21 protein-coding genes are annotated in these 17,717 nt (G+C 71.7%); 8 read left to right on the forward strand and 13 right to left on the reverse strand.

Going from position 1 to position 17,717, the window contains the following annotated elements; all coding sequences use genetic code 11:
* Positions 1 to 28: 28 nt before the first annotated feature.
* The gene (locus ACFW2G_RS01455; RefSeq protein WP_078556565.1) at positions 29 to 1,015 is read left to right on the forward strand and encodes a LacI family DNA-binding transcriptional regulator; all 987 of its coding nucleotides are present in this window, start codon (positions 29 to 31) and stop codon (positions 1,013 to 1,015) included.
* An 88-nt stretch (positions 1,016 to 1,103) separates the two neighbouring features.
* Here ACFW2G_RS01455 and ACFW2G_RS01460 read toward each other — a convergent pair whose 3' ends face one another.
* The 6 genes from ACFW2G_RS01460 to ACFW2G_RS01485 form a co-directional block, all read right to left on the reverse strand.
* A complete protein-coding gene (locus ACFW2G_RS01460; RefSeq protein ID WP_384444932.1) occupies positions 1,104 to 2,402 on the reverse strand; it encodes a DUF6986 family protein in 1,299 nt (432 codons plus the stop codon).
* Between the two features lie 182 nt (positions 2,403 to 2,584).
* Positions 2,585 to 3,547, reverse strand: coding sequence for an electron transfer flavoprotein subunit alpha/FixB family protein (locus ACFW2G_RS01465; RefSeq protein WP_384444934.1), 963 nt, complete (start codon positions 3,545 to 3,547; stop codon positions 2,585 to 2,587).
* 59 nt (positions 3,548 to 3,606) lie between these two features.
* Entirely contained in the window at positions 3,607 to 4,395 is a 789-nt protein-coding gene (locus ACFW2G_RS01470; protein ID WP_037921766.1) for an electron transfer flavoprotein subunit beta/FixA family protein, read from the reverse strand.
* 200 nt (positions 4,396 to 4,595) lie between these two features.
* Positions 4,596 to 5,126, reverse strand: a complete 531-nt coding sequence (locus tag ACFW2G_RS01475) for a flavin reductase family protein (protein WP_384444937.1) — start codon at positions 5,124 to 5,126, stop codon at positions 4,596 to 4,598.
* A gap of 59 nt (positions 5,127 to 5,185) precedes the next feature.
* On the reverse strand, positions 5,186 to 5,413 hold the full coding sequence (locus ACFW2G_RS01480) for a putative leader peptide (RefSeq protein ID WP_384444939.1): 228 nt from the start codon (positions 5,411 to 5,413) through the stop codon (positions 5,186 to 5,188).
* Entirely contained in the window at positions 5,410 to 5,769 is a 360-nt protein-coding gene (locus ACFW2G_RS01485) for a thioredoxin family protein (RefSeq protein WP_063890588.1), read from the reverse strand. The genes ACFW2G_RS01480 and ACFW2G_RS01485 overlap by 4 nt, the downstream gene beginning before the upstream one ends.
* Before the next feature lie 230 nt (positions 5,770 to 5,999).
* On the opposite strand from ACFW2G_RS01485, the gene ACFW2G_RS01490 reads away from it, so the two are divergent.
* Positions 6,000 to 6,722: a lysophospholipid acyltransferase family protein gene (locus ACFW2G_RS01490; RefSeq protein ID WP_384580075.1), complete on the forward strand. Its 723-nt coding sequence runs from the start codon at positions 6,000 to 6,002 to the stop codon at positions 6,720 to 6,722.
* A gap of 113 nt (positions 6,723 to 6,835) precedes the next feature.
* On the opposite strand, the gene ACFW2G_RS01495 is transcribed toward ACFW2G_RS01490, so the two are convergent.
* The 5 genes from ACFW2G_RS01495 to ACFW2G_RS01515 form a co-directional block, all read right to left on the reverse strand.
* Positions 6,836 to 7,435, reverse strand: a complete 600-nt coding sequence (locus tag ACFW2G_RS01495) for a transglutaminase family protein (protein WP_384444942.1) — start codon at positions 7,433 to 7,435, stop codon at positions 6,836 to 6,838.
* 93 nt (positions 7,436 to 7,528) lie between these two features.
* A complete protein-coding gene (locus ACFW2G_RS01500; protein ID WP_384580232.1) occupies positions 7,529 to 8,590 on the reverse strand; it encodes a threonine aldolase family protein in 1,062 nt (353 codons plus the stop codon).
* Positions 8,587 to 9,348: an SDR family NAD(P)-dependent oxidoreductase gene (locus ACFW2G_RS01505; RefSeq protein ID WP_037921756.1), complete on the reverse strand. Its 762-nt coding sequence runs from the start codon at positions 9,346 to 9,348 to the stop codon at positions 8,587 to 8,589. The genes ACFW2G_RS01500 and ACFW2G_RS01505 overlap by 4 nt, the downstream gene beginning before the upstream one ends.
* 26 nt (positions 9,349 to 9,374) lie before the next feature.
* On the reverse strand, positions 9,375 to 10,781 hold the full coding sequence (locus ACFW2G_RS01510; RefSeq protein ID WP_384580073.1) for a DUF6421 family protein: 1,407 nt from the start codon (positions 10,779 to 10,781) through the stop codon (positions 9,375 to 9,377).
* A gap of 153 nt (positions 10,782 to 10,934) precedes the next feature.
* A complete protein-coding gene (locus ACFW2G_RS01515; RefSeq protein ID WP_384580070.1) occupies positions 10,935 to 11,312 on the reverse strand; it encodes an alpha/beta hydrolase fold domain-containing protein in 378 nt (125 codons plus the stop codon).
* On the opposite strand from ACFW2G_RS01515, the gene ACFW2G_RS01520 reads away from it, so the two are divergent.
* Together ACFW2G_RS01520 and ACFW2G_RS01525 are read left to right on the forward strand one after the other, a co-directional pair.
* Positions 11,221 to 11,526, forward strand: coding sequence for a hypothetical protein (locus ACFW2G_RS01520; RefSeq protein ID WP_384580244.1), 306 nt, complete (start codon positions 11,221 to 11,223; stop codon positions 11,524 to 11,526). The genes ACFW2G_RS01515 and ACFW2G_RS01520 overlap by 92 nt on opposite strands.
* A gap of 191 nt (positions 11,527 to 11,717) precedes the next feature.
* Positions 11,718 to 12,410 carry a glycerophosphodiester phosphodiesterase family protein gene (locus ACFW2G_RS01525; RefSeq protein WP_037921753.1) on the forward strand — a complete coding sequence of 231 codons (693 nt, stop codon included), beginning with the start codon at positions 11,718 to 11,720 and terminating at the stop codon, positions 12,408 to 12,410.
* A 21-nt stretch (positions 12,411 to 12,431) separates the two neighbouring features.
* Here ACFW2G_RS01525 and ACFW2G_RS01530 read toward each other — a convergent pair whose 3' ends face one another.
* The gene (locus ACFW2G_RS01530) at positions 12,432 to 12,977 is read right to left on the reverse strand and encodes a GNAT family N-acetyltransferase (protein WP_384444945.1); all 546 of its coding nucleotides are present in this window, start codon (positions 12,975 to 12,977) and stop codon (positions 12,432 to 12,434) included.
* 129 nt (positions 12,978 to 13,106) lie between these two features.
* On the opposite strand from ACFW2G_RS01530, the gene ACFW2G_RS01535 reads away from it, so the two are divergent.
* The 4 genes from ACFW2G_RS01535 (at position 13,107) to ACFW2G_RS01550 (ending at position 16,160) form a co-directional block, all read left to right on the forward strand.
* Positions 13,107 to 13,646, forward strand: coding sequence for a DUF5134 domain-containing protein (locus ACFW2G_RS01535; RefSeq protein WP_078556457.1), 540 nt, complete (start codon positions 13,107 to 13,109; stop codon positions 13,644 to 13,646).
* 82 nt (positions 13,647 to 13,728) lie between these two features.
* Positions 13,729 to 14,667, forward strand: coding sequence for a M56 family metallopeptidase (locus tag ACFW2G_RS01540; protein ID WP_384444949.1), 939 nt, complete (start codon positions 13,729 to 13,731; stop codon positions 14,665 to 14,667).
* A gap of 93 nt (positions 14,668 to 14,760) precedes the next feature.
* The gene (locus tag ACFW2G_RS01545) at positions 14,761 to 15,399 is read left to right on the forward strand and encodes a phosphatase PAP2 family protein (protein ID WP_384444951.1); all 639 of its coding nucleotides are present in this window, start codon (positions 14,761 to 14,763) and stop codon (positions 15,397 to 15,399) included.
* 131 nt (positions 15,400 to 15,530) lie between these two features.
* Positions 15,531 to 16,160 (forward strand): TetR/AcrR family transcriptional regulator, encoded by a 630-nt coding sequence (locus ACFW2G_RS01550; protein WP_037921746.1) that lies wholly within the window; start codon positions 15,531 to 15,533, stop codon positions 16,158 to 16,160.
* Positions 16,161 to 16,171: 11 nt separating this feature from the next.
* Here ACFW2G_RS01550 and ACFW2G_RS01555 read toward each other — a convergent pair whose 3' ends face one another.
* Positions 16,172 to 17,656 carry an LVIVD repeat-containing protein gene (locus tag ACFW2G_RS01555; protein ID WP_384580230.1) on the reverse strand — a complete coding sequence of 495 codons (1,485 nt, stop codon included), beginning with the start codon at positions 17,654 to 17,656 and terminating at the stop codon, positions 16,172 to 16,174.
* Positions 17,657 to 17,717 lie beyond the last annotated feature (61 nt).

Here is a 17,717-nt window from a genome sequence, read left to right on the forward strand (position 1 = left end):
CGACCCCCGCTACGGCAGCCGGCCGACCATGAAGGACGTGGCCGCCAGGGCGGGTGTCGGCCTGAAGACGGTGTCCCGGGTGGTCAACAGCGAGCCCGGCGTCACCCCCGAGACGGAGAAGCGGGTCCAGGAGGCCATCGAGGCCCTGGGATTCCGCCGCAACGACAGCGCGCGGGTGCTCCGCAAGGGCCGTACCGCCACCGTCGGTCTGGTCCTGGAAGACCTGGCCGATCCCTTCTACGGTCCGCTGAACCGGGCCGTTGAGGAAGTCGCCCGCGCGCACGGGGCGCTGCTCGTCAACGGCTCCAGTGCGCAAGACCCGGACCGGGAGCGGGAGTTGGCGCTCGCGCTGTGCGCCCGCCGGGTGGACGGCCTGATCGTGATCCCGGCCGGGAACGACCACCGTTACTTGGAGCCGGAGATGCGGGCCGGTGTCGCCACAGTGTTCGTGGACCGGCCGGCCGGTGGGATCGACACCGACGTCGTGCTGTCGGACAACTACGGCGGGGCGCGCGGCGGTGTCGCGCACCTGATCGCGGGCGGCCACCGCAGAATCGGCTTCCTCGGTGACCACCCCCATATCCACACGGCGGCGGAGCGGTTGCGCGGCTACCACGCCGCCATGGCGGAGGCGGGCCTCCCCGTGGCCGGATCCTGGGTGTCGCTCGGCTCGACGGCTCCCGGCCGGGTCGCGGCGGCGGCGCGGTCGATGCTCACGGGTCCGGAGCCGGTGACCGCCGTCTTCGCCGGCAACAACCGGGTGACGGTCACCGTGGTACGGGTCCTGGCTCCCCTGGAACGCCCGGTGGCGCTGGTCGGCTTCGACGACTTCGAGCTGGCGGACCTGTTGCGCCCGGGCGTCACGGTGGTCGCGCAGGATCCGGCGGCCCTCGGCCGGGTGGCCACGGACCGCCTCTTCCAGCGCCTGTCGGGCACCGGTCTGCCGCCGGTCCGCACGGAACTGACCACCCGTCTCATCCCCCGCGGCTCGGGAGAACTCCCGCCGGCGGACTGACGTCCCACCGGCCCCGGCCCACCTGGCACGCGTCGCGGCGCGGGCGCCCCGCCCCCAGAGCGGTCCGGGGGCGGGGCGCCCGTGCTGGTCAGGCGGTGGCGGTCAGGGTGGCCGAGCGGCGGGGTATGGCGAAGGCGTCGAGCTCGGCGCGGGTGAGGCCGGTCAGGGCGGTGACCTCGTCGGGGCCCACCGCGCCGCAGTCGAGGCCGCGGACCAGGTAGCCGGCCAGGGCCTTGGCGGTCGCGGGCTCGTCCATCACGTCGCCCTCGATCCTGGCCACGTACGCCTTCAGGCGCGCGGCGGCGGCCTGCAGGCCCTCGCGGTAGAAGGTGAAGACGGCCGCGTAGCGGGTCGGCAGGTGCGCCGGGTGCATGTCCCAGCCCTGGTAGTAGGCACGGGCCAGGGCGCGGCGGGTCAGCCCGTAGTGGAGCCTCCAGCCCTCGTGGACCTTCTCGGTGGTGCCGATCGGCAGCACGTTGGTGGAGCCGTCGGACACGCGCACGCCGGTACCGGCCGCCGCGACCTGCATGATCGCCTTCGCGTGGTCGGCGGCCGGGTGGTCGCTGGCCTGGTAAGCGGCGGAGACGCCGACACAGGCGCTGTAGTCGAAGGTGCCGTAGTGCAGGCCGGTGGCGCGGCCCTTCGCGGCCTCGATCATCCGGGCGACCGTGGCGGTGCCGTCGGAGGCCAGGATGGACTGGCTGGTCTCGATCTGGATCTCGAAGCCGATCCGGCCCGGGCGCAGGCCGCGGGTGGCCTCGAAGGCCTCCAGCAGCTTGACGAAGGCGCTGACCTGCTCGGCGTAGGTGACCTTCGGCAGCGTCAGGACGAGGCCCTCGGGCAGGCCGCCGTGCTCCAGCAGACCGGAGAGGAAGATGTCGGTGGTGCGGATGCCACGGTCGCGGACGTTCGCTTCCATGCACTTCATACGGATGCCCATGTACGGCGCGTTCGTTCCGTTGGCGAAGGCCTCCGAGACGAGGCGGGCGGCACGGGCCGCGGCCTGGTCCTCCTCCTCGTCGGAGCGGACGCCGAAGCCGTCCTCGAAGTCGACCCGGAGGTCCTCGACGGGCTCGCGCAGGAGCTTGGCGCGGACGCGTTCGTAGACCGGTACGGCCAGCTCGTCGGAGATGCCGAGCACCGCGGCGAAGGTCGCGGCGTCGGGAGCGTGCTCGTCGAGCGCGGCGAGGGCCTGGTCGCCCCAGGAGCGGATGGTGTCGGCGGCGAAGACGTCACCGGGCACGTAGACGGTGTGGATGGGCTGCCGGGTGCCGGGGTCGCCCGGGTAGTGGCGCGCGAGCTCCGCGTCCACCGGCGCGAGGGAGGCGCTGATGCCCTCGCTGACCGCGCCTGCGAGGCTCGTCGCCACCTTCTCCTGCTGACCCATCGTGCACTCTCCTCTTTTCCGCTTCACGGAAGCCTAGATCCGCATAGCAGAATTTAGTCACGTGGTTCCGCTCCGTCAATGGTCCCTCCGCCGTCCCGGGCAAACGACTCGGGGCCGCGTGGTGAGAATCACCACACGGCCCCGAAGAAGCGATGCTGCGAAGAGAAACGCAGGTCAGCCGGTCAGCTCTGGCGAGCCTTGATCTCCGCGGTCAGCTGCGGGACGACCGTGAAGAGGTCGCCGACCACGCCGTAGTCGACGAGGTCGAAGATCGGGGCCTCGGCGTCCTTGTTGATGGCCACGATGGTCTTCGAGGTCTGCATGCCGGCCCGGTGCTGGATCGCGCCCGAAATGCCGGAGGCGATGTAGAGCTGCGGGGAGACCGACTTACCGGTCTGGCCGACCTGGTTGGTGTGCGGGTACCAACCGGCATCGACGGCGGCGCGCGAGGCGCCGACGGCCGCGCCGAGGGAGTCCGCGAGCTCCTCGATGATGCCGAAGTTCTCGGCGCCGTTGACGCCGCGGCCGCCGGAGACGACGATCGCGGCCTCGGTCAGCTCGGGACGGCCGGTCGATTCGCGCGGGGTGCGGCCGGTGACCTTGGTGCCGGTGGCCAGGGCGCCGAAGGTGACGGCGAGCGCCTCGACGGCGCCCGCGGCCGGGGCGGCCTCGACGGCGGCCGAGTTCGGCTTCACGGTGATGACCGGGGTGCCCTTGGAGACGCGGGACTTGGTGGTGAACGACGCCGCGAAGGCGGACTGCGTCGCGACCGGACCCTCGTCACCCGCCTCCAGGTCCACGGCGTCCGTGATGATGCCGGAGCCGATGCGCACGGCGAGGCGCGCGGCGATCTCCTTGCCCTCGGCGGAGGACGGGACGAGCACGGCGGCCGGGGAAACGGCGTCGTACGCGGCCTGGAGCGCGTCCACCTTCGGCACGACGAGGTACTCGGTGAACTCGGGGGCGTCGGCGGTGAGGACCTTGACCGCGCCGTGCTCGGCGAGCACCGCGGCGGTGGCGTCGGCACCGGCGCCCAGGGCGACGGCGACGGGCTCGCCGATGCGGCGGGCCAGCGTCAGCAGTTCGAGGGTGGGCTTGCGGACGGCGCCGTCCACGTGGTCGACGTAGACGAGAACTTCAGCCATGGGACTGCTCTCCTGCGATTGCGAGGTGTCTGGGGGCTAGCGAGGGGTGGCCGAAGCCCTTAGATGAACTTCTGGCCGGCCAGGAACTCGGCCAGCTGCTTGCCGCCCTCGCCCTCGTCCTTGACGATCGTGCCGGCGGTGCGGGCCGGGCGCTGCGCGGCGGAGTCGACCGCGGTCCAGGAGCCTTCGAGACCGACCTCGTCGGCCTCGATCTCCAGGTCCTCGAGGTCCCAGGACTCGACCGGCTTCTTCTTCGCGGCCATGATGCCCTTGAAGGACGGGTAGCGGGCCTCGCCCGACTGGTCCGTCACCGAGACGAGCGCCGGAAGGGAGGCCTCCAGCTGCTCGCTGGCGGTGTCGCCGTCACGGCGGCCGGTCACGGTGCCGCCCTCGACCTTGACCTCGGAGAGCAGGGTGACCTGCGGGACGCCCAGGCGCTCGGCCAGGATCGCCGGGAGGACACCCATGGTGCCGTCGGTCGACGCCATGCCCGTGACGACCAGGTCATAGCCGGCCTTCTCGATGGCCTTGGCGAGCACCAGCGAGGTGCCCATGACGTCCGTGCCGTGCAGGTCGTCGTCCTCGACGTGGACGGCCTTGTCGGCGCCCATCGACAGCGCCTTGCGCAGCGCGTCCTTGGCGTCCTCGGGGCCCACCGTCAGGACGGTGATCTCGACGTCGTCGTCCGAGTTCTCGGAGATCTGCAGCGCCTGCTCGACGGCGTACTCGTCGAGCTCCGACAGCAGGCCGTCGACGTCGTCACGGTTGACGGTCAAGTCCTCGGTGAACTGCCGGTCGCCAGTGGCGTCGGGCACGTACTTCACACAGACAACGATCCTCAGGCTCACGCCGGCTCTCCTACCGCATCGTCTTTTCGTGTACCGCCTTATGCAGGCAGCATAGGCGCCTTGTCGGGCGGATCCCGATCGGGGCGGCCCGCGCCCCGAAGGGAATGTTACTCGTCAGTACACCGTGGGTCCCACCAAGTCGCAAGGTCGGCGAACTGTGATCTGCCCAACGCCGCCCGACCCGCCCCAGCAGGGACGATTCAGTCGCGCAGCGCGTTGAAGCGCCCCTGGTGGTACAGCAGCGGACGGCCTTCCCCGGCCGGGTCCCCCACGACCGCCTGGGCGATGACCACACGGTGCTCCCCCGCGGGCACCCGCGCCACCACCCGGCAGACCAGCCACGCCAGCACGCCGTCCAGGACCGGAACCCCGTGCGGGCCGACGGCCCAGCCGGTGTCCTGACCGAAACGGTCGGCTCCGCTCCGCGCGAACAGGCCCGCCAGCTCCCTTTGGTGCTCGCCGAGTATGTGGACGCCGAGGTGCTCGCTGTCGCGCACCGCGGGCCAGGTCGAGGCCCCGGTGCCGATCGTGAAGGACAGCAGCGGCGGGTCCGCCGAGACGGAGTTCAGCGAGGTGGCGGTGAAGCCCACCGGCCGGCCGCCGTCCTGGGCGGTGATCACGGCGACCCCGGCGGCGTGCTGCCGGAAAACGGAGCGCAGGAGCTCGGGCGAGCCGGGACGGCCGGCGCCGGAAAGGAGGGAAGCAGCCGTCGGGGCCGTCGGAGCACTCATCAGGGTTCTGCCTTCTGCCGCAGGACACGCGGGCACGGTCGGGATCGGGGACGGGGCGTTCAGCGATCCGGACAGAGCGCGCTCGCGTATCGGACGAGGTCCACATGGAACCGTCCGTAGAGCAGGAGTTCATACCGCATACCGCCAGCCTGGCGATCTCCCGTGGACCCAGTCAAGCGGGATCGGGCAGATGTCAGGCGCGTCACGCGGTGTGCGGGCGTGTGCACCGGCGCCTCCGGCACCCCCGGCCCCGACCCGCTCCCACCGCCGGCCGCACCGCGCGTCATACGGCCGCGCCCAGGGCGGCGATCACGTCCACCTTGCGCGGCATCCCGGCCGCCCGACGCACGATACGTCCGGCGGCGTCGAGTACGAGCACGGTCGGGGTCTTCTCGACCCCCAGGGCCCGCACCAGGTCGAGCCGCTCTTCGGCGTCGATCTCGATGTGCGCGACTCCCTCGACCATCTCCGCCACCTCGGCGAGGATCCGCCGCGTGGCCCGGCACGGCTGGCAGAAGGCGCTGGAGAACTGCACCAGGGTGGCCCGGCGCCCCGGTCGCGCACCCAGTTCCGCGGCGCCCAGGCGCGCGGGCACCGCCCCGCCCGCGCCGTTGCGCCCCTCTTCCCTGCCGAGCACCCGCACTCCCGTCACACCACCGTCTTCGTCCACGCACATGATCGTCGTACGCTCGTACGTGGATGGGGACGCCCGGCGGCCCCGCGGAATTCCCGGCGTGACGAGAATCTCCCCGGGCGCGGACGCCTGGACTGGCCAGCGGCCCTCGTTTGGGGCACCATCCCCAAGGGTCGCGTACCTACGCTTCCGTAACTTCCGGCCGGGAGCACCTCCCCAGACAGAAAGCGGGTCTCCCCATGGCTGAGCTCGTCTACCCTCCGGTGATCGGCGCCGCGCACGGGCTGTTCCGCGCGCTCGACATCCGCATCGACATGAAGGGCACCGAGAACATCCCCCGCAAGGGCGGTGCGGTCCTGGTGTCGAACCACATCGGCTACCTCGACTTCATCTTCGCCGGCTTGACGGCGCGGCCGCAGAAGCGCCTGGTGCGCTTCATGGCGAAGGAGTCGGTGTTCCGCCACAAGGTGTCCGGTCCGCTGATGCGCGCGATGAAGCACATCCCGGTGGACCGCAAACAGGGCGAGACGGCGTACCAGCACGCCCTGGAGTCGCTGCGCTCCGGTGAGATCATCGGGGTCTTCCCCGAGGCGACGATCTCCCAGTCCTTCACCCTGAAGAGCTTCAAGTCGGGTGCGGCCCGCATGGCGCAGGAGGCCGGCGTCCCGCTGATCCCGGTGGCGCTGTGGGGCACGCAGCGGCTGTGGACCAAGGGACGTCCGAAGAACCTCAAGCGCAGCCACATCCCGGTGACGCTGCGGGTGGGCGAGCCGATCGAGGCTCCCACCGACCAGTACGCCGGGGCGATCACGCGGCGGCTGCGCGAGCGCGTCCAGGAACTGCTGGACGCCGCCCAGCGCGCCTACCCGGAGAAGCCCCGGAGCCCCGAGGACTCCTGGTGGCTGCCGGCCCACCTCGGCGGTACGGCGCCGACCCCCGCGCAGGTGCGCGAAGCCGGCTGAGGGCCCCTCCCGCGCCCGGGCGGCCCCGTCCGAGGGCCCTGGAGCCGCGGGCTCGGCGCCGCGGGGGACGGGCGCACCCCCGGGCTCTCCCGGGGGCCGTCCGCGGAGGCGCCTCAGAGCGCCGTCGGCAGCTTCCGCCACAGTTCCTGCCGGTCCGCGGAATCCTGGAGGGCCGCCAGTACGGCCGGGTGCGGGGCCGCGTACAGCCCGGGGTAGTCGACCTCGCCCAGTTCCGGGCGGACGGGGAAGGCCAGGCGCTCCTCGGCGAGGTCGAAGCGGGCGTCGACCCCGGGCCTGTTGCCACGCGGATCGAGGCGGCTCCAGCGGCCGCTGCCGGGCAGACGCAGCGCGATCAGCCCGTGGACGAGGGGGTTGGAGCCGTCGTCGTCGGCGAGGCGCTGGTAGCACAGCCCGGCCGGAACCCCCTGGGCGCGCAGCAGGGCGACCAGGGCGTGGGACTTGGCGTGGCAGATGCCGTTGCGCGTACCCAGCACGTCGGAGGCCCGCCAGGCGACCCGAGGGTCCCCGGAGTCGGCGGAGTGCGCGATGGTGTCGCGGACGAACTCGAAGGCGGCCTCCGCGTACGCATAGGCGTCCCCGGTGGCCGACCAGAGGGCTTTGGCGTTGTCCCGCACGCGGGGATGCCGGTGGTCCACGGCTTCATCCGAAGCCAGGTAGGCGAGGACGTCGGGATCCTGCTGCATCAGCTGCATGGCCCGGAGCATAGGTATGCCACCCACCATCCATCAATGGATTTACAGTGAATGGCATACCTATGCAGTACGTACGTGTTCCGCGGTCCCTGCCTAGCGGGCGAGCTCCTCCTTGAGGGCCTGGAGGAAGCCGTCCACGTCCTCCTCCTGGGTGTCGAAGCCGCACATCCAGCGGACGTCACCCGCAGCCTCGTCCCAGAAGTAGAAGCGGTAACGCTTCTGCAGGCGCCGCGACACCTCGTGCGGCAGCCGCGCGAACACCGCGTTCGCCTGCACCGGGTAGAGGATCTCCACGCCGTCGGTCTCGCGGACCCCGGCGGCCAGTCGCTGCGCCATCTCGTTGGCGTGGCGGGCGTTGCGCAGCCACAGGTCCTTGGCGAGCAGCGCCTCCAGCTGCACCGAAACGAAGCGCATCTTCGACGCGAGCTGCATCGACATCTTGCGGACGTGCTTCATCTGCCGGGCCGCGTCCGGGTTGAGCACGACGATGGCCTCGCCGAACATCATGCCGTTCTTGGTGCCGCCGTAGGACAGCACGTCGACGCCGACGGTGTTCGTGAAGGTGCGCATCGGCATGTCGAGCGAGGCCGCGGCGTTGGCTATCCGGGCGCCGTCGAGGTGCACCTTCATGCCGAGGCCGTGGGCGTGGTCGCAGATGGCCCTGATCTCGTCCGGGGTGTAGACCGTGCCGAGCTCGGTGTTCTGGGTGATCGAGACCACCTGCGGCATCGCGCGGTGCTCGTCCTCGAAGCCCCAGGCCTCCTGGTCGATCAGCTCGGGCGTGAGCTTGCCGTCCGGGGTGGGCACGGCGAGCAGCTTGAGCCCGGCCATCCGCTCCGGCGCGCCGCCCTCGTCCACGTTGATGTGGGCGCTCTTGGCGCAGATCACCGCACCCCAGCGGTCCGTCATCGCCTGGAGGGCGGTGACGTTCGCGCCGGTGCCGTTGAAGACCGGGAAGGCCTCCGCGTACGGGCCGAAGTGGCTGCGGACGATCTTCTGCAGGTGTTCGGTGTACTCGTCCTCGCCGTAGGAGACCTGGTGACCTCCGTTGGCGAGCGCGAGGGCCTCCAGGATCTCCGGATGGACTCCCGCGTAGTTGTCGCTGGCGAAGCCGCGCACTGCCGGATCGTGGTGCCGGCGGGCATCGGTCTTCACGGTTGCGGAGTGAGCCACAGACGCTGTCCGTTCACATCGATGGCGGGCCGCTCCCACACGCCGGCGATGGCCTCGGCCAGCTCCTTCACGTCGGTGAAGCCCGCGAACTTCGCATTGGGACGCTCGGCGCGCATCGCGTCGTGCACCAGTGCCTTGATGACCAGGATCGCAGCTGCCGCGCCGGGCCCCTCGTCACCCCCCGCCTTGCGGAACGAGTCCGCCATGGCGAGGGTCCACGCCTCGGCGGCCGCCTTGCCCGCGTTGTACGCGGCGTTGTTGGCGACCGGCTTGTGCGCGCCGGACTGGCTCACCAGGACGTAGCGCCCGCGGTCGCTGCGCAGCAGTCCGTCGTGGAAGGCGAGCGAGGTGTGCTGGACGGTGCGGATGAGGAGCTTCTCCAGGAAGGCCCAGTCGGCGAGGTCGACGTCGGTGAAGGTCTTGCTGCCGCGCCAGCCGCCGACGAGGTGGACCAGTCCGTCGACCCGCCCGAACTCCTTCTCGGTCTGCTCGGCCCACGCCTTGGTGGCGTCCAGGTCGAGCAGGTCGACGGTGTCACCGGTGATGGTGGCGCCGCCATGGGCGTAGCGTGCCGCGTCGACGGCTTCCGCGAGCCGTGCCGGATCGGCGTCGGAGGCGACGACCACCGCGCCGGCCTCGGCGAGGCGGAGCAGGGCCGCGCGGCCGGCGGGCCCGCCGGCTCCGGCCACCGCCACCACCGCTCCGTGCAGCTTTCCGTTGCCGTTGTGGGAGCCGTTCATCGGTACAGCCTCCTGTGGGCGAGTGCTCACGCGGCGACCCGCTCGCCGTGCTCGGCGTTCAGAGCGGTGATGCCCTTGGTCGAGGCGATAGTGCCCTTGAGCTTCTTGGCGAGCGCCTCAAAGAACATGCTGAGCGGAAACTCGTCCGGAAGCACGTCGTCGACGAGCTTGCGCGGCGGCTGCGTCAGGTCGAGCGCGTCGGCGCCCTTGGCCCACTTGGAGCCCGGGTGCGGGGCGAGGTAGGTGGAGACGAGCTCGTAGGCCTTGAACCAGTGGACCAGCTTCGGGCGGTCGATGCCGGCCCGGTAGAGGTCCTCGATCTCGGCGCAGAGCTGGTTGGTGACCTGCGGGGCGCGCATCCAGTCGATCTTCAGCTTGTTGTCCGTCCAGCGCACGACGTCGTGCTTGTGGAGGTAGGCGAAGAGCAGCTGGCCGCCGAGACCGTCGTAGTTGCGGTTGCGGTCGCCGGAAACCGGGAAGCGGAACATCCGGTCGAAGAGGACGGCGTACTGCACGTCACGGCCGTGCTCGTTGCCCTCGGACTCCAGCTTCACGGCCTCCTTGAAGGCGGTGAGGTCGCAGCGCAGCTCCTCCAGGCCGTACATCCAGAACGGCTGGCGCTGCTTGATCATGAAGGGGTCGAACGGCAGGTCGCCGTGGCTGTGGGTGCGGTCGTGGACCATGTCCCACAGGACGAACGCCTTCTCGCAGCGTTCCTGGTCGTCGACCATGCGCGCGATGTCCTCGGGCAGGTCGATGCCCAGGATGTCGACGGCGGCCGCGGTCACCTTGCGGTAGCGGGCGGCCTCGCGGTCACAGAAGATGCCGCCCCAGGTGAAGCGCTCGGGCGCCTCGCGCACGGCGATGGTCTCCGGGAACAGCACGGCGGAGTGCGTGTCGTAGCCCGGGGTGAAGTCCTCGAAGGTGATACCGAGGAAGAGCGGGTTGTCGTAACGGGTGCGCTCCAGCTCGGAGAGCCACTCGGGCCACACCATCTTCAGCACGACGGCCTCGAGGTTGCGGTCCGGGTTGCCGTTCTGCGTGTACATCGGGAAGACGACGAGGTGCTGCAGGCCGTCGGCGCGCTCGGCGGCCGGGTGGAAGGCCATCAGGGAGTCGAGGAAGTCCGGTACGCCGAAGTCGTCCGCGGCCCACTTGCTTAGGTCGGCGACGAGCGCCTGGTGGTAGGCGGTGGCGTGCGGGAGCAGCGGGGAAAGCGTCTCGACGGCGCCGATCACGCGCTCGACCGCTGCCTGGACGGTGGCGCGGGCGTGCTCGCCCTCCGCCTCGAAGTCGATGGAACCGTCGGCGGCCTGCCAGGGACGGATCTCCTCCACGGCGGCCTTGAGCTCGAGCCACGCAGGGTGGTCGACCACCCGCGCTCCAGCGGATATCACGGCACCGCCGACGCCCGGCACAAGAGTTTCCGTCATGTCACTTCCTCCACAGGAGAACCTCACGTCCGCACAGCGTATGCGTGCGAGGCTCTCCCACTCAAGAGGAGATTCGGGAAAATATCCTGCATCACCCCCCGATTCACCGAAAGTCTTCCCGTCAGTCAGGGTGGAACTGATAGCTCCGCCCAGTCACGCCAAGGCTTCACATGCCTGTGGCAGTACCGCGGCCAGCCCCGGGAAGCCGTGAAACATGCCGGGATGGACGTCCAGAACCGACCGGATTCCGCTGCGCGCCAGCCAGCGGTGGTACACCCGCCCGTCGTCCCGCAGCGGATCGCACCCGGCGACCACCCGGTGCGCGGGCGGCAGCACGGCGGGGGCGGCGCGCGCTGGGGAGGCCAGCGGGCCGCGGCCGCCGAGGCCGGTCCCCCGCGGTGGCCGCCCCGGGCTCCAGAAGGGCGGACGCAGATCCCCGGTGCTCAAGCACGGGCTGCTGCTGCGAATCCGGCTCGGCCACCCGGCCGAACCGGCCCCGCTGCGGTCGACGGTCGGTGAGCTGGCGCACACCCGGGGTGAACCGGGCGCAGCGCGCGAGGCGACGGACCAGGCCGCCGGCATACCGGAAGGGACCCTCCCCGCCCTCGCGCTGCGCTGGAGCGAACGGCAGCATCTCGCCGAACTGGAGCCTGGCGAAGCCCTGTTGGCCGACCTCGGGGGATCCTCCACGCGGCACGGTGCGGCGGCACGTCAAGCCCGCGGGGACGCGCCCACGCCCGGGTGACGCGGCACGGCCGCGAAAGCCCTCGCGGGGGCGCACAACCCTGGCGGGAAGCGGTCGGTGGCGCTCCCGCGGGCCCGTGCAGGCGTGGTCCGCATCCACGAGCGGCGCACTAGCATGCGACCTCATCGCGCGCGGCCGGCAGGGACACCGCGACCGCGCGGGGAGCCGCCGTCGACGGAAGCGAGAGAACCTTGACTTTCCTCACCATCGGTCACCGCGGGGTCATGGGTGTCGAACCGGAGAACACCCTGCGGTCGTACATCCGAGCGGAACGTGCCGGCATGGACGCCATCGCGCTGGACCTCAGGCTGAGCAAGGACGGCGTCCTCGTCGCCGTGCACGACCCCGAGGTGGACCGGACCACCGACGGATCGGGGACCGTCGCCGACCTGACCCTGGCCGAGCTGCGCGGTCTGGACGCCGGCCAGGGTGAGCGCATCCCGGTGTTCGAGGAGGTGCTGGACGCGGTACGGCCGCCGCTGCACGTGTCCGTCCAGGACCGGGCCGCGGCCATCGCGCTCGCGGACCTGCTCCTGCGCCGCGACCTGGTCTCCCGGGTGGAGATCGGCTCCGCGCACGAGGCAGTGCTCACCGAGGCCGCCCGGCGGGTGCCGGGGGTGCGCACCACCCTGTTCGTCCCGTCCCCGGTCGAGGGCGCCGAGGCCGCCGTGGGCCGGGCGGTGGCCGCGGGCGCGGCGGCGATCGCCCTGGACATCCGCGTGATCGCCCTGGAGGCGGTGGAGGCGGCGCACGCAGCGGGCCTGCGGATGACGGGCCTCGCGGTCAACACCCTCGACCAACTGCGGCTGGCACGGGCGCTCGGACTCGACGGCGTGGCCACGGACTTCCCGGAGATCCGCAGCACGGGCCGCTTCACCGCCTGAGCGGAGACCCTGGCGGGCGGTTCACGGCTGGAGCGGCTTGACCAGCAGTTCGAAGGCGAGGTCGTCGCGGAGCGGGATGCCGAAGCGCTCGTCGCCGTACGGGAAGGGGCTCAGCTCGCCGGTGCGCCGGTAGCCACGGCGCACGTAGTAGGCGATGAGCTCCTCCCGTACGTTCACCACCGTCATCCGCATCTCCCCGGCGCCCCACGTCTCGCGGGCACGGCGCTCCGCCTCGGCGAGGATCTCCTTGCCGAGGCCGGCACCCTGGAGCCCCGGACGGACAGCGAACATGCCGAAGTACGCGTGGTCGCCCCGGTGTTCGATGTGGCAGCAGGCGACGAGCTCGCCCGCTCGCTCGACGACGAGCAGGACCCCGTCCCGGCTCTCGATAACGGCGCGGACCCCGTCCGGATCGGTGCGCTGTCCGTCCAGGTAGTCCGCCTCGGTGGTCCAGCCGGCCCGGCTGGCGTCCCCGCGGTACGCGGACTCCACGAGCGCCACCAGTTCCGGAACGTCCGCCTCGACGGCGCTGCGGAAGCTGAGGGCTGCGGGCTGGGCGGTCGACATGGGCGCTCCGTTCGGTGCGGTGGCATATGACATGCCTGGGACGGCGGGGAGAGCCTATCCCCACCCGCGTGAGGGCCCCGTGAGAAGGGCATCCCTCTCCGTGACGCCGACGAACCGGGAGGTTCCGCCGTGCACGGATCCGCCTCGTCCCTGTCCGCCTCTGTTTCCGCCTGGCTGCTGGTGCTGCTGTGCGCGGTGAGCGGCGGGTACTGCCTGCGGCGGGCATGCGGGGGGCGCGGGGACGCAGCCGGTGAGGCGGTGATGGGAATCGGGATGGCGGTCATGGCGGTGCCGCTCGGGGCCGCCGGTGCGTGGCGTCCGCCCGTGCTGGGTGCGGTCTTCTGCGCCGCGGCCGTGCACGCCCTGTGGCTGCTGCGGGGCGGGACGACCCACCACCTGCACCACCTGGTGGGGTCGCTGACGATGGTGTACATGGCCGCGGCGGCGGGCTCCGGGGGCACGCACGGGCACGGCCGGGGGGCGGGACCTCCGCTGCTGACCGGGGTGCTCCTGCTCTACTACGCCGGTTACGTGATGCTCGGCGGCACCCGGCTGGCCACGGGGGGCGGTACGGCTCCCGGGCCCCCGCACGGGGCCCCCACGGAGCTCGACCGGGCCTGCCGACTCGCCATGGGAATGGGGATGTTGGCGATGCTGCTGTCGATGTGACGACAGCCGGCAAACGTGTCCTGCGTCACCAATGCCGCCGTCCCGTACCCGCAGGTAGCCCCTCGCTTCTAGGCTGGTGGCCATGATGGTCCCCGCCGCCCTCCTCGTGCTCGGCGCCCTGACCGCGGTGCTCGCCCCCCGCCTGCTGGCCCGTGCCCAGTGGCCCGAGCGAGAACCGGTCGTGGCCCTGTGGGCGTGGCAGTGCGTCGTCGGTGCGGTACTGCTGTGCCTCGGGCTGTCCATGCTGCTGAGCTCCGCGGCGGCCTGGCAGGCGGTCCGGGGCCGGCTCTTCGCCGCCGCCCCGCACGGGGTGGTCGACGCGTACGCACTGGGCGCGTCCGGCGGCCCGTGGGCCGCCGTCACCGCCCTCGCGCTCGCGGGCGGCGGCCTGTGGACCGGGGCGATGCTGGCCGGGGAGGTGCTGCGGGCCCGGGCCCGTCGGCGCGCGCAGGGCAGCGAACTGATGCAGCGGGCCCCGCTGCTGCCCGGAGAGGACCCGGTGGGGGCTCGGCTCGTCGTACTGGAGGGTCCGCGGCCGGATGCCTGGTGGCTGCCGGGAGCGGCGCCGCAGTTGGTGGTCACGACGGCGGCGCTGGGCCGGCTCAAGGGAAGCCAGTTGGACGCCGTGATGGCGCACGAGCAGGGGCACGCGGCGGCCAGGCACGACTGGCTGCTGCACTGTTCGCGGGCGCTGGCCCGCGCCTTCCCCCAAGTGCCCGTCTTCGCGGCCTTCGAGGCGGAGATGCACCGGCTGGTGGAGCTGGCCGCCGACGACATGGCCTCGCGGCGGTTCGGGCGGCTGACGGTCGCGCTGGCGCTCGTCGGACTCAATGAGGACCGCGGGGTGTTCGCGGCCTCCTCGGCGCCGGAGGCGCACGTCCCGCAGCGGGTGCGCAGACTGCTGTCGGCCGCGCCCCGGCTGTCGCCGGGCCGCCGGCTGCGACTGACCGCACTGGCCACGCTGGTCCCGGCCGTCCCCCTGCTGGTGGCCTTCGTACCGGGGCTGAGCGCGCTGGCGTAGGAGGTGCCCCGGCGCCGCGGGCCCGGCCCGACCGGCACGACATTCCAGGGGTGTCCGGCCCCGCCGGGCCGTCGCCGGTGCAAGGATCCCTTCATGTGGAACGATCTGTTGCGTCGGGTGGGCATCGGCTGCGCGCTGCTTGCGGCGGTGCTGACCGCCCTGGTGGTCACGGGCTGGCAGCCCCTGTCGGCCTGGGACGACCGGGTCGCGCGGGACCTGCACGCCCACGCCGTCGTCCACTCCGGGGTCAGGGAGTCCATGCGGGTGCTGTCCGACCTGGTCTGGGACCCGTGGACCATGCGGGTGCTGGCTGCCGTGGCCGCTTTCCTCCTGTGGTGGCGCGGCGACCGGGAGCGGGCGCTGCGCGTGGCGCTTGCGACGGTGGGCGCTTTGGCGGTGTCACAGGGGCTGAAGGCCGCTGTGGGGCGGGAGCGCCCGGTGTGGTCGGACCCGGTGGACTCCGCGCACTCCGCGGCCTACCCGTCCGGGCACGCCCTGACGGCGACGGTGGTGTGCGGGATGCTGCTGTGGCTGGTCCCCCGCCCCGCCCCGACGTGGGCCCCGGCCGCCTGGGCCGTGGCGGCCCTTTCGGTCCTCGGCGTCGGCTTCACCCGGCTCTACCTCGGCGTCCACTGGTTCTCGGACGTCGTGGCGGGCTGGCTGCTGGGCACGGTCCTGGTGGTTCTGGCGACGTCGCTGCGCTTCGGTGGGCGTGAGCCGGTGGAGCGCTGAGCCGAGGAGCGCGCGGAGGACGGCGCTGAGGACGGGGCGTGCCTGCCCTGGATGATCCCCCGTGTCACCCAGAGCAGGCGACGCCGTGCGCTGAGTATATTGGCCGTGAGCCAGTCAACGCAGGAGTAAGCATGTCCCCGCGCAGCGCATCGGTCAATGAAGAATTGCGCAGACGTTCCCGGGAGCGGCTGTTGCAGTCCACGGTGGAGCTCGTCGCCGAGCGGGGCTACGAGGCCACCACACTCGGCGACATCGCCGACCGGGCGGGGGCGGCGCGCGGCCTGGTCTCGTACTACTTCCCGGGCAAGCGGCAGTTGCTCCAGTCGGCCGTGCACCGACTGATGCACCTGACCCTGTACGCCGCGCTGGAGCGCGAGCCCCGCAGCGAGGACGGGCGCGAGCGGCTCGCGCGCGCCATCGACGCGGTCCTGGGGCTCGCGCGGGACGAACCGCTGCTGATGCGGACGCACATGGCGGGCATCCTCACGGCCGAGGGTTTCGTGCAGTGCCCGGAGCAGCAGCGGCTGGCCGAACTGCTGCGGGACACCGTCGGTCGCTACGGCTCGGCGGACGTGGACACGGACTACCCGCTGCTGCGCGCCCTGCTGATGGGCGCGGTCGTGGCGGTGCTGCTGCCCGGTGCCCCGATGCCGGCCGTCCGGCTGCGGGCGGAACTGTTCCAGCGCTACGGGCTGGACTGGGAGCTCGGTGTTCCGCCGGACGGCGGGCCGCCCGGCGGAACGTCTCCTTCACACCTCTGACCTCACGCGGCTCAGTGGTAGTCGGGCTGGGTCTGTACGTTGAGCCGGTCCATGCGGACCCTCTTGGCGCTGTCGGTGCGCCGGTCGTCGAGCCGCAGCACGTCGAGGCCCTTGGTGATGTCGTTCGAGTAGATGTGCCCGTTGTAGTAGTACGCGGACCAGGAACCGCCGACGCCCAGCCGGTCCGTCGTCAGCGGGCCGCGCTCGAAGTAGGCGATCTCCCTGGGCCGGGTGGAGTCGGTGAACTCCCATACCGAGACGCCGCCCTGGTACCAGGCCTGCACCATGATGTCGCGGCCGCCGCCGACCGGGACCAGTGAGCCGTTGTGGGCCACGCAGTTCTCGGTGTCAGCCTGGTGTCGCGGGATCTTGAAGTAGCCACGGAAGGTGAGTGTGCGCTGGTTCCCGCGGCCGGTGATGTCGTAGATGCCGTCGGCGCCCCGGTCGGGGCCGGTGGCCTCGTTGCAGGTGGCCCCGCCACCGCCGCCGAGTTCGTCGGTGAACACCACCTTGTCCGCTCGCTCGTTGAAGGTGGCCGAGTGCCAGAACGCGAAGTTCACGTTGTCCTGCACCCGGTCGATGACGCGTGGCTGCTCGGGCCGGCTGATGTCGAAGAGGATGCCGTCGCCCATGCAGGCGCCGGCGGCAAGGTTCTTCGACGGCAGCACGGTGATGTCGTGGCAGCCGGTGGTCTTGGAGACGCCCGGGTTGGTGGGCGCACCCGGGTTGCCGCCGTCGGGGAAGAGCACCGGGAAGGCCACGACCGCGGCCTTCGTCGGGCTCTTCTTGGGGACCTTGACCACCGAGATGCCGTCGTGCGGCGGCTGGCAGTCGGGGAAGGCCTCGCTCGGGGAGTAGGAGGAGACGTAGAGGTAGATGTCCTTGCGGCCCGGTACCAGGGTGTGGGTGTGGGAGCCGCAGGCCGTCTCGACGGACTTGATGTACTTGGGGTTCTTCTTGTCCTTGATGTCGAAGATCTTGATGCCCTCCCACGAGGACTTCTCCGTCGCGGGCTGCGAGACGCTGTTGCAGGAGTCGTCGCTGCGGGAGGAGTCGGTGGAGAGGAAGAGCAGGTCGCCGTCGACGGAGATGTCGTTCTGCCCGCCGGGGCACAACACCTCGGTGACCTTCTTCGGAGCCTTGGGATCGGCGATGTCGTAGATCGTGAAGCCGTTGTAGTTGCCCGCGTAGGCGTACCGGCCCTGGAACGCCAGGTCCGAGTTGATCGCCGTCGGGTCGGTGGAGGGGACGTTGGCCAGGGGTTTGATGTTGGCGCTGTGCACGATCTCGTCCTGGCCCGGGATGTCGCCCGGGGCGGCTTCCCCGCCCTCGGCGGTGCCCGCGCTCTGGTGGTTGCCGTGGCCGGGCGTCAGGTCGCCCGGGTCGGGGGTGGCTGCGGCCGGTCCGGCCGTGAGGAGGGTCGTGAGGAGTCCGGCCGCCGCGACGGCCACCCCCACTCCCCTGTTGCGCGCTCTCCTGGTGTGCAGCGAGGTCACTGTGCCTCCCATGGGAGCCCGATCGGTTCCGTCCGCAGGGGAACGAAACCAGGACCCCGGC

This window comes from Streptomyces sp. NPDC058880, assembly GCF_042742535.1.
Taxonomy (GTDB): Bacteria; Actinomycetota; Actinomycetes; order Streptomycetales; family Streptomycetaceae; genus Streptomyces.

Excerpts from the sequence above, each read along its gene's own strand:
- ACFW2G_RS01455 (WP_078556565.1), top strand. The coding sequence starts at position 29 with ATGAAGGACGTGGCCGCCAGGGCGGGTGTCGGCCTGAAGACGGTGTCC.
- ACFW2G_RS01460 (WP_384444932.1), bottom strand. The coding sequence starts at position 2,402 with ATGGGTCAGCAGGAGAAGGTGGCGACGAGCCTCGCAGGCGCGGTCAGC.
- ACFW2G_RS01465 (WP_384444934.1), bottom strand. The coding sequence starts at position 3,547 with ATGGCTGAAGTTCTCGTCTACGTCGACCACGTGGACGGCGCCGTCCGC.
- ACFW2G_RS01475 (WP_384444937.1), bottom strand. The coding sequence starts at position 5,126 with ATGAGTGCTCCGACGGCCCCGACGGCTGCTTCCCTCCTTTCCGGCGCC.
- ACFW2G_RS01480 (WP_384444939.1), bottom strand. The coding sequence starts at position 5,413 with ATGACGCGCGGTGCGGCCGGCGGTGGGAGCGGGTCGGGGCCGGGGGTG.
- ACFW2G_RS01490 (WP_384580075.1), top strand. The coding sequence starts at position 6,000 with ATGGCTGAGCTCGTCTACCCTCCGGTGATCGGCGCCGCGCACGGGCTG.
- ACFW2G_RS01495 (WP_384444942.1), bottom strand. The coding sequence starts at position 7,435 with ATGCAGCTGATGCAGCAGGATCCCGACGTCCTCGCCTACCTGGCTTCG.
- ACFW2G_RS01505 (WP_037921756.1), bottom strand. The coding sequence starts at position 9,348 with ATGAACGGCTCCCACAACGGCAACGGAAAGCTGCACGGAGCGGTGGTG.
- ACFW2G_RS01510 (WP_384580073.1), bottom strand. The coding sequence starts at position 10,781 with ATGACGGAAACTCTTGTGCCGGGCGTCGGCGGTGCCGTGATATCCGCT.
- ACFW2G_RS01530 (WP_384444945.1), bottom strand. The coding sequence starts at position 12,977 with ATGTCGACCGCCCAGCCCGCAGCCCTCAGCTTCCGCAGCGCCGTCGAG.
- ACFW2G_RS01540 (WP_384444949.1), top strand. The coding sequence starts at position 13,729 with ATGATGGTCCCCGCCGCCCTCCTCGTGCTCGGCGCCCTGACCGCGGTG.
- ACFW2G_RS01545 (WP_384444951.1), top strand. The coding sequence starts at position 14,761 with ATGTGGAACGATCTGTTGCGTCGGGTGGGCATCGGCTGCGCGCTGCTT.
- ACFW2G_RS01550 (WP_037921746.1), top strand. The coding sequence starts at position 15,531 with ATGTCCCCGCGCAGCGCATCGGTCAATGAAGAATTGCGCAGACGTTCC.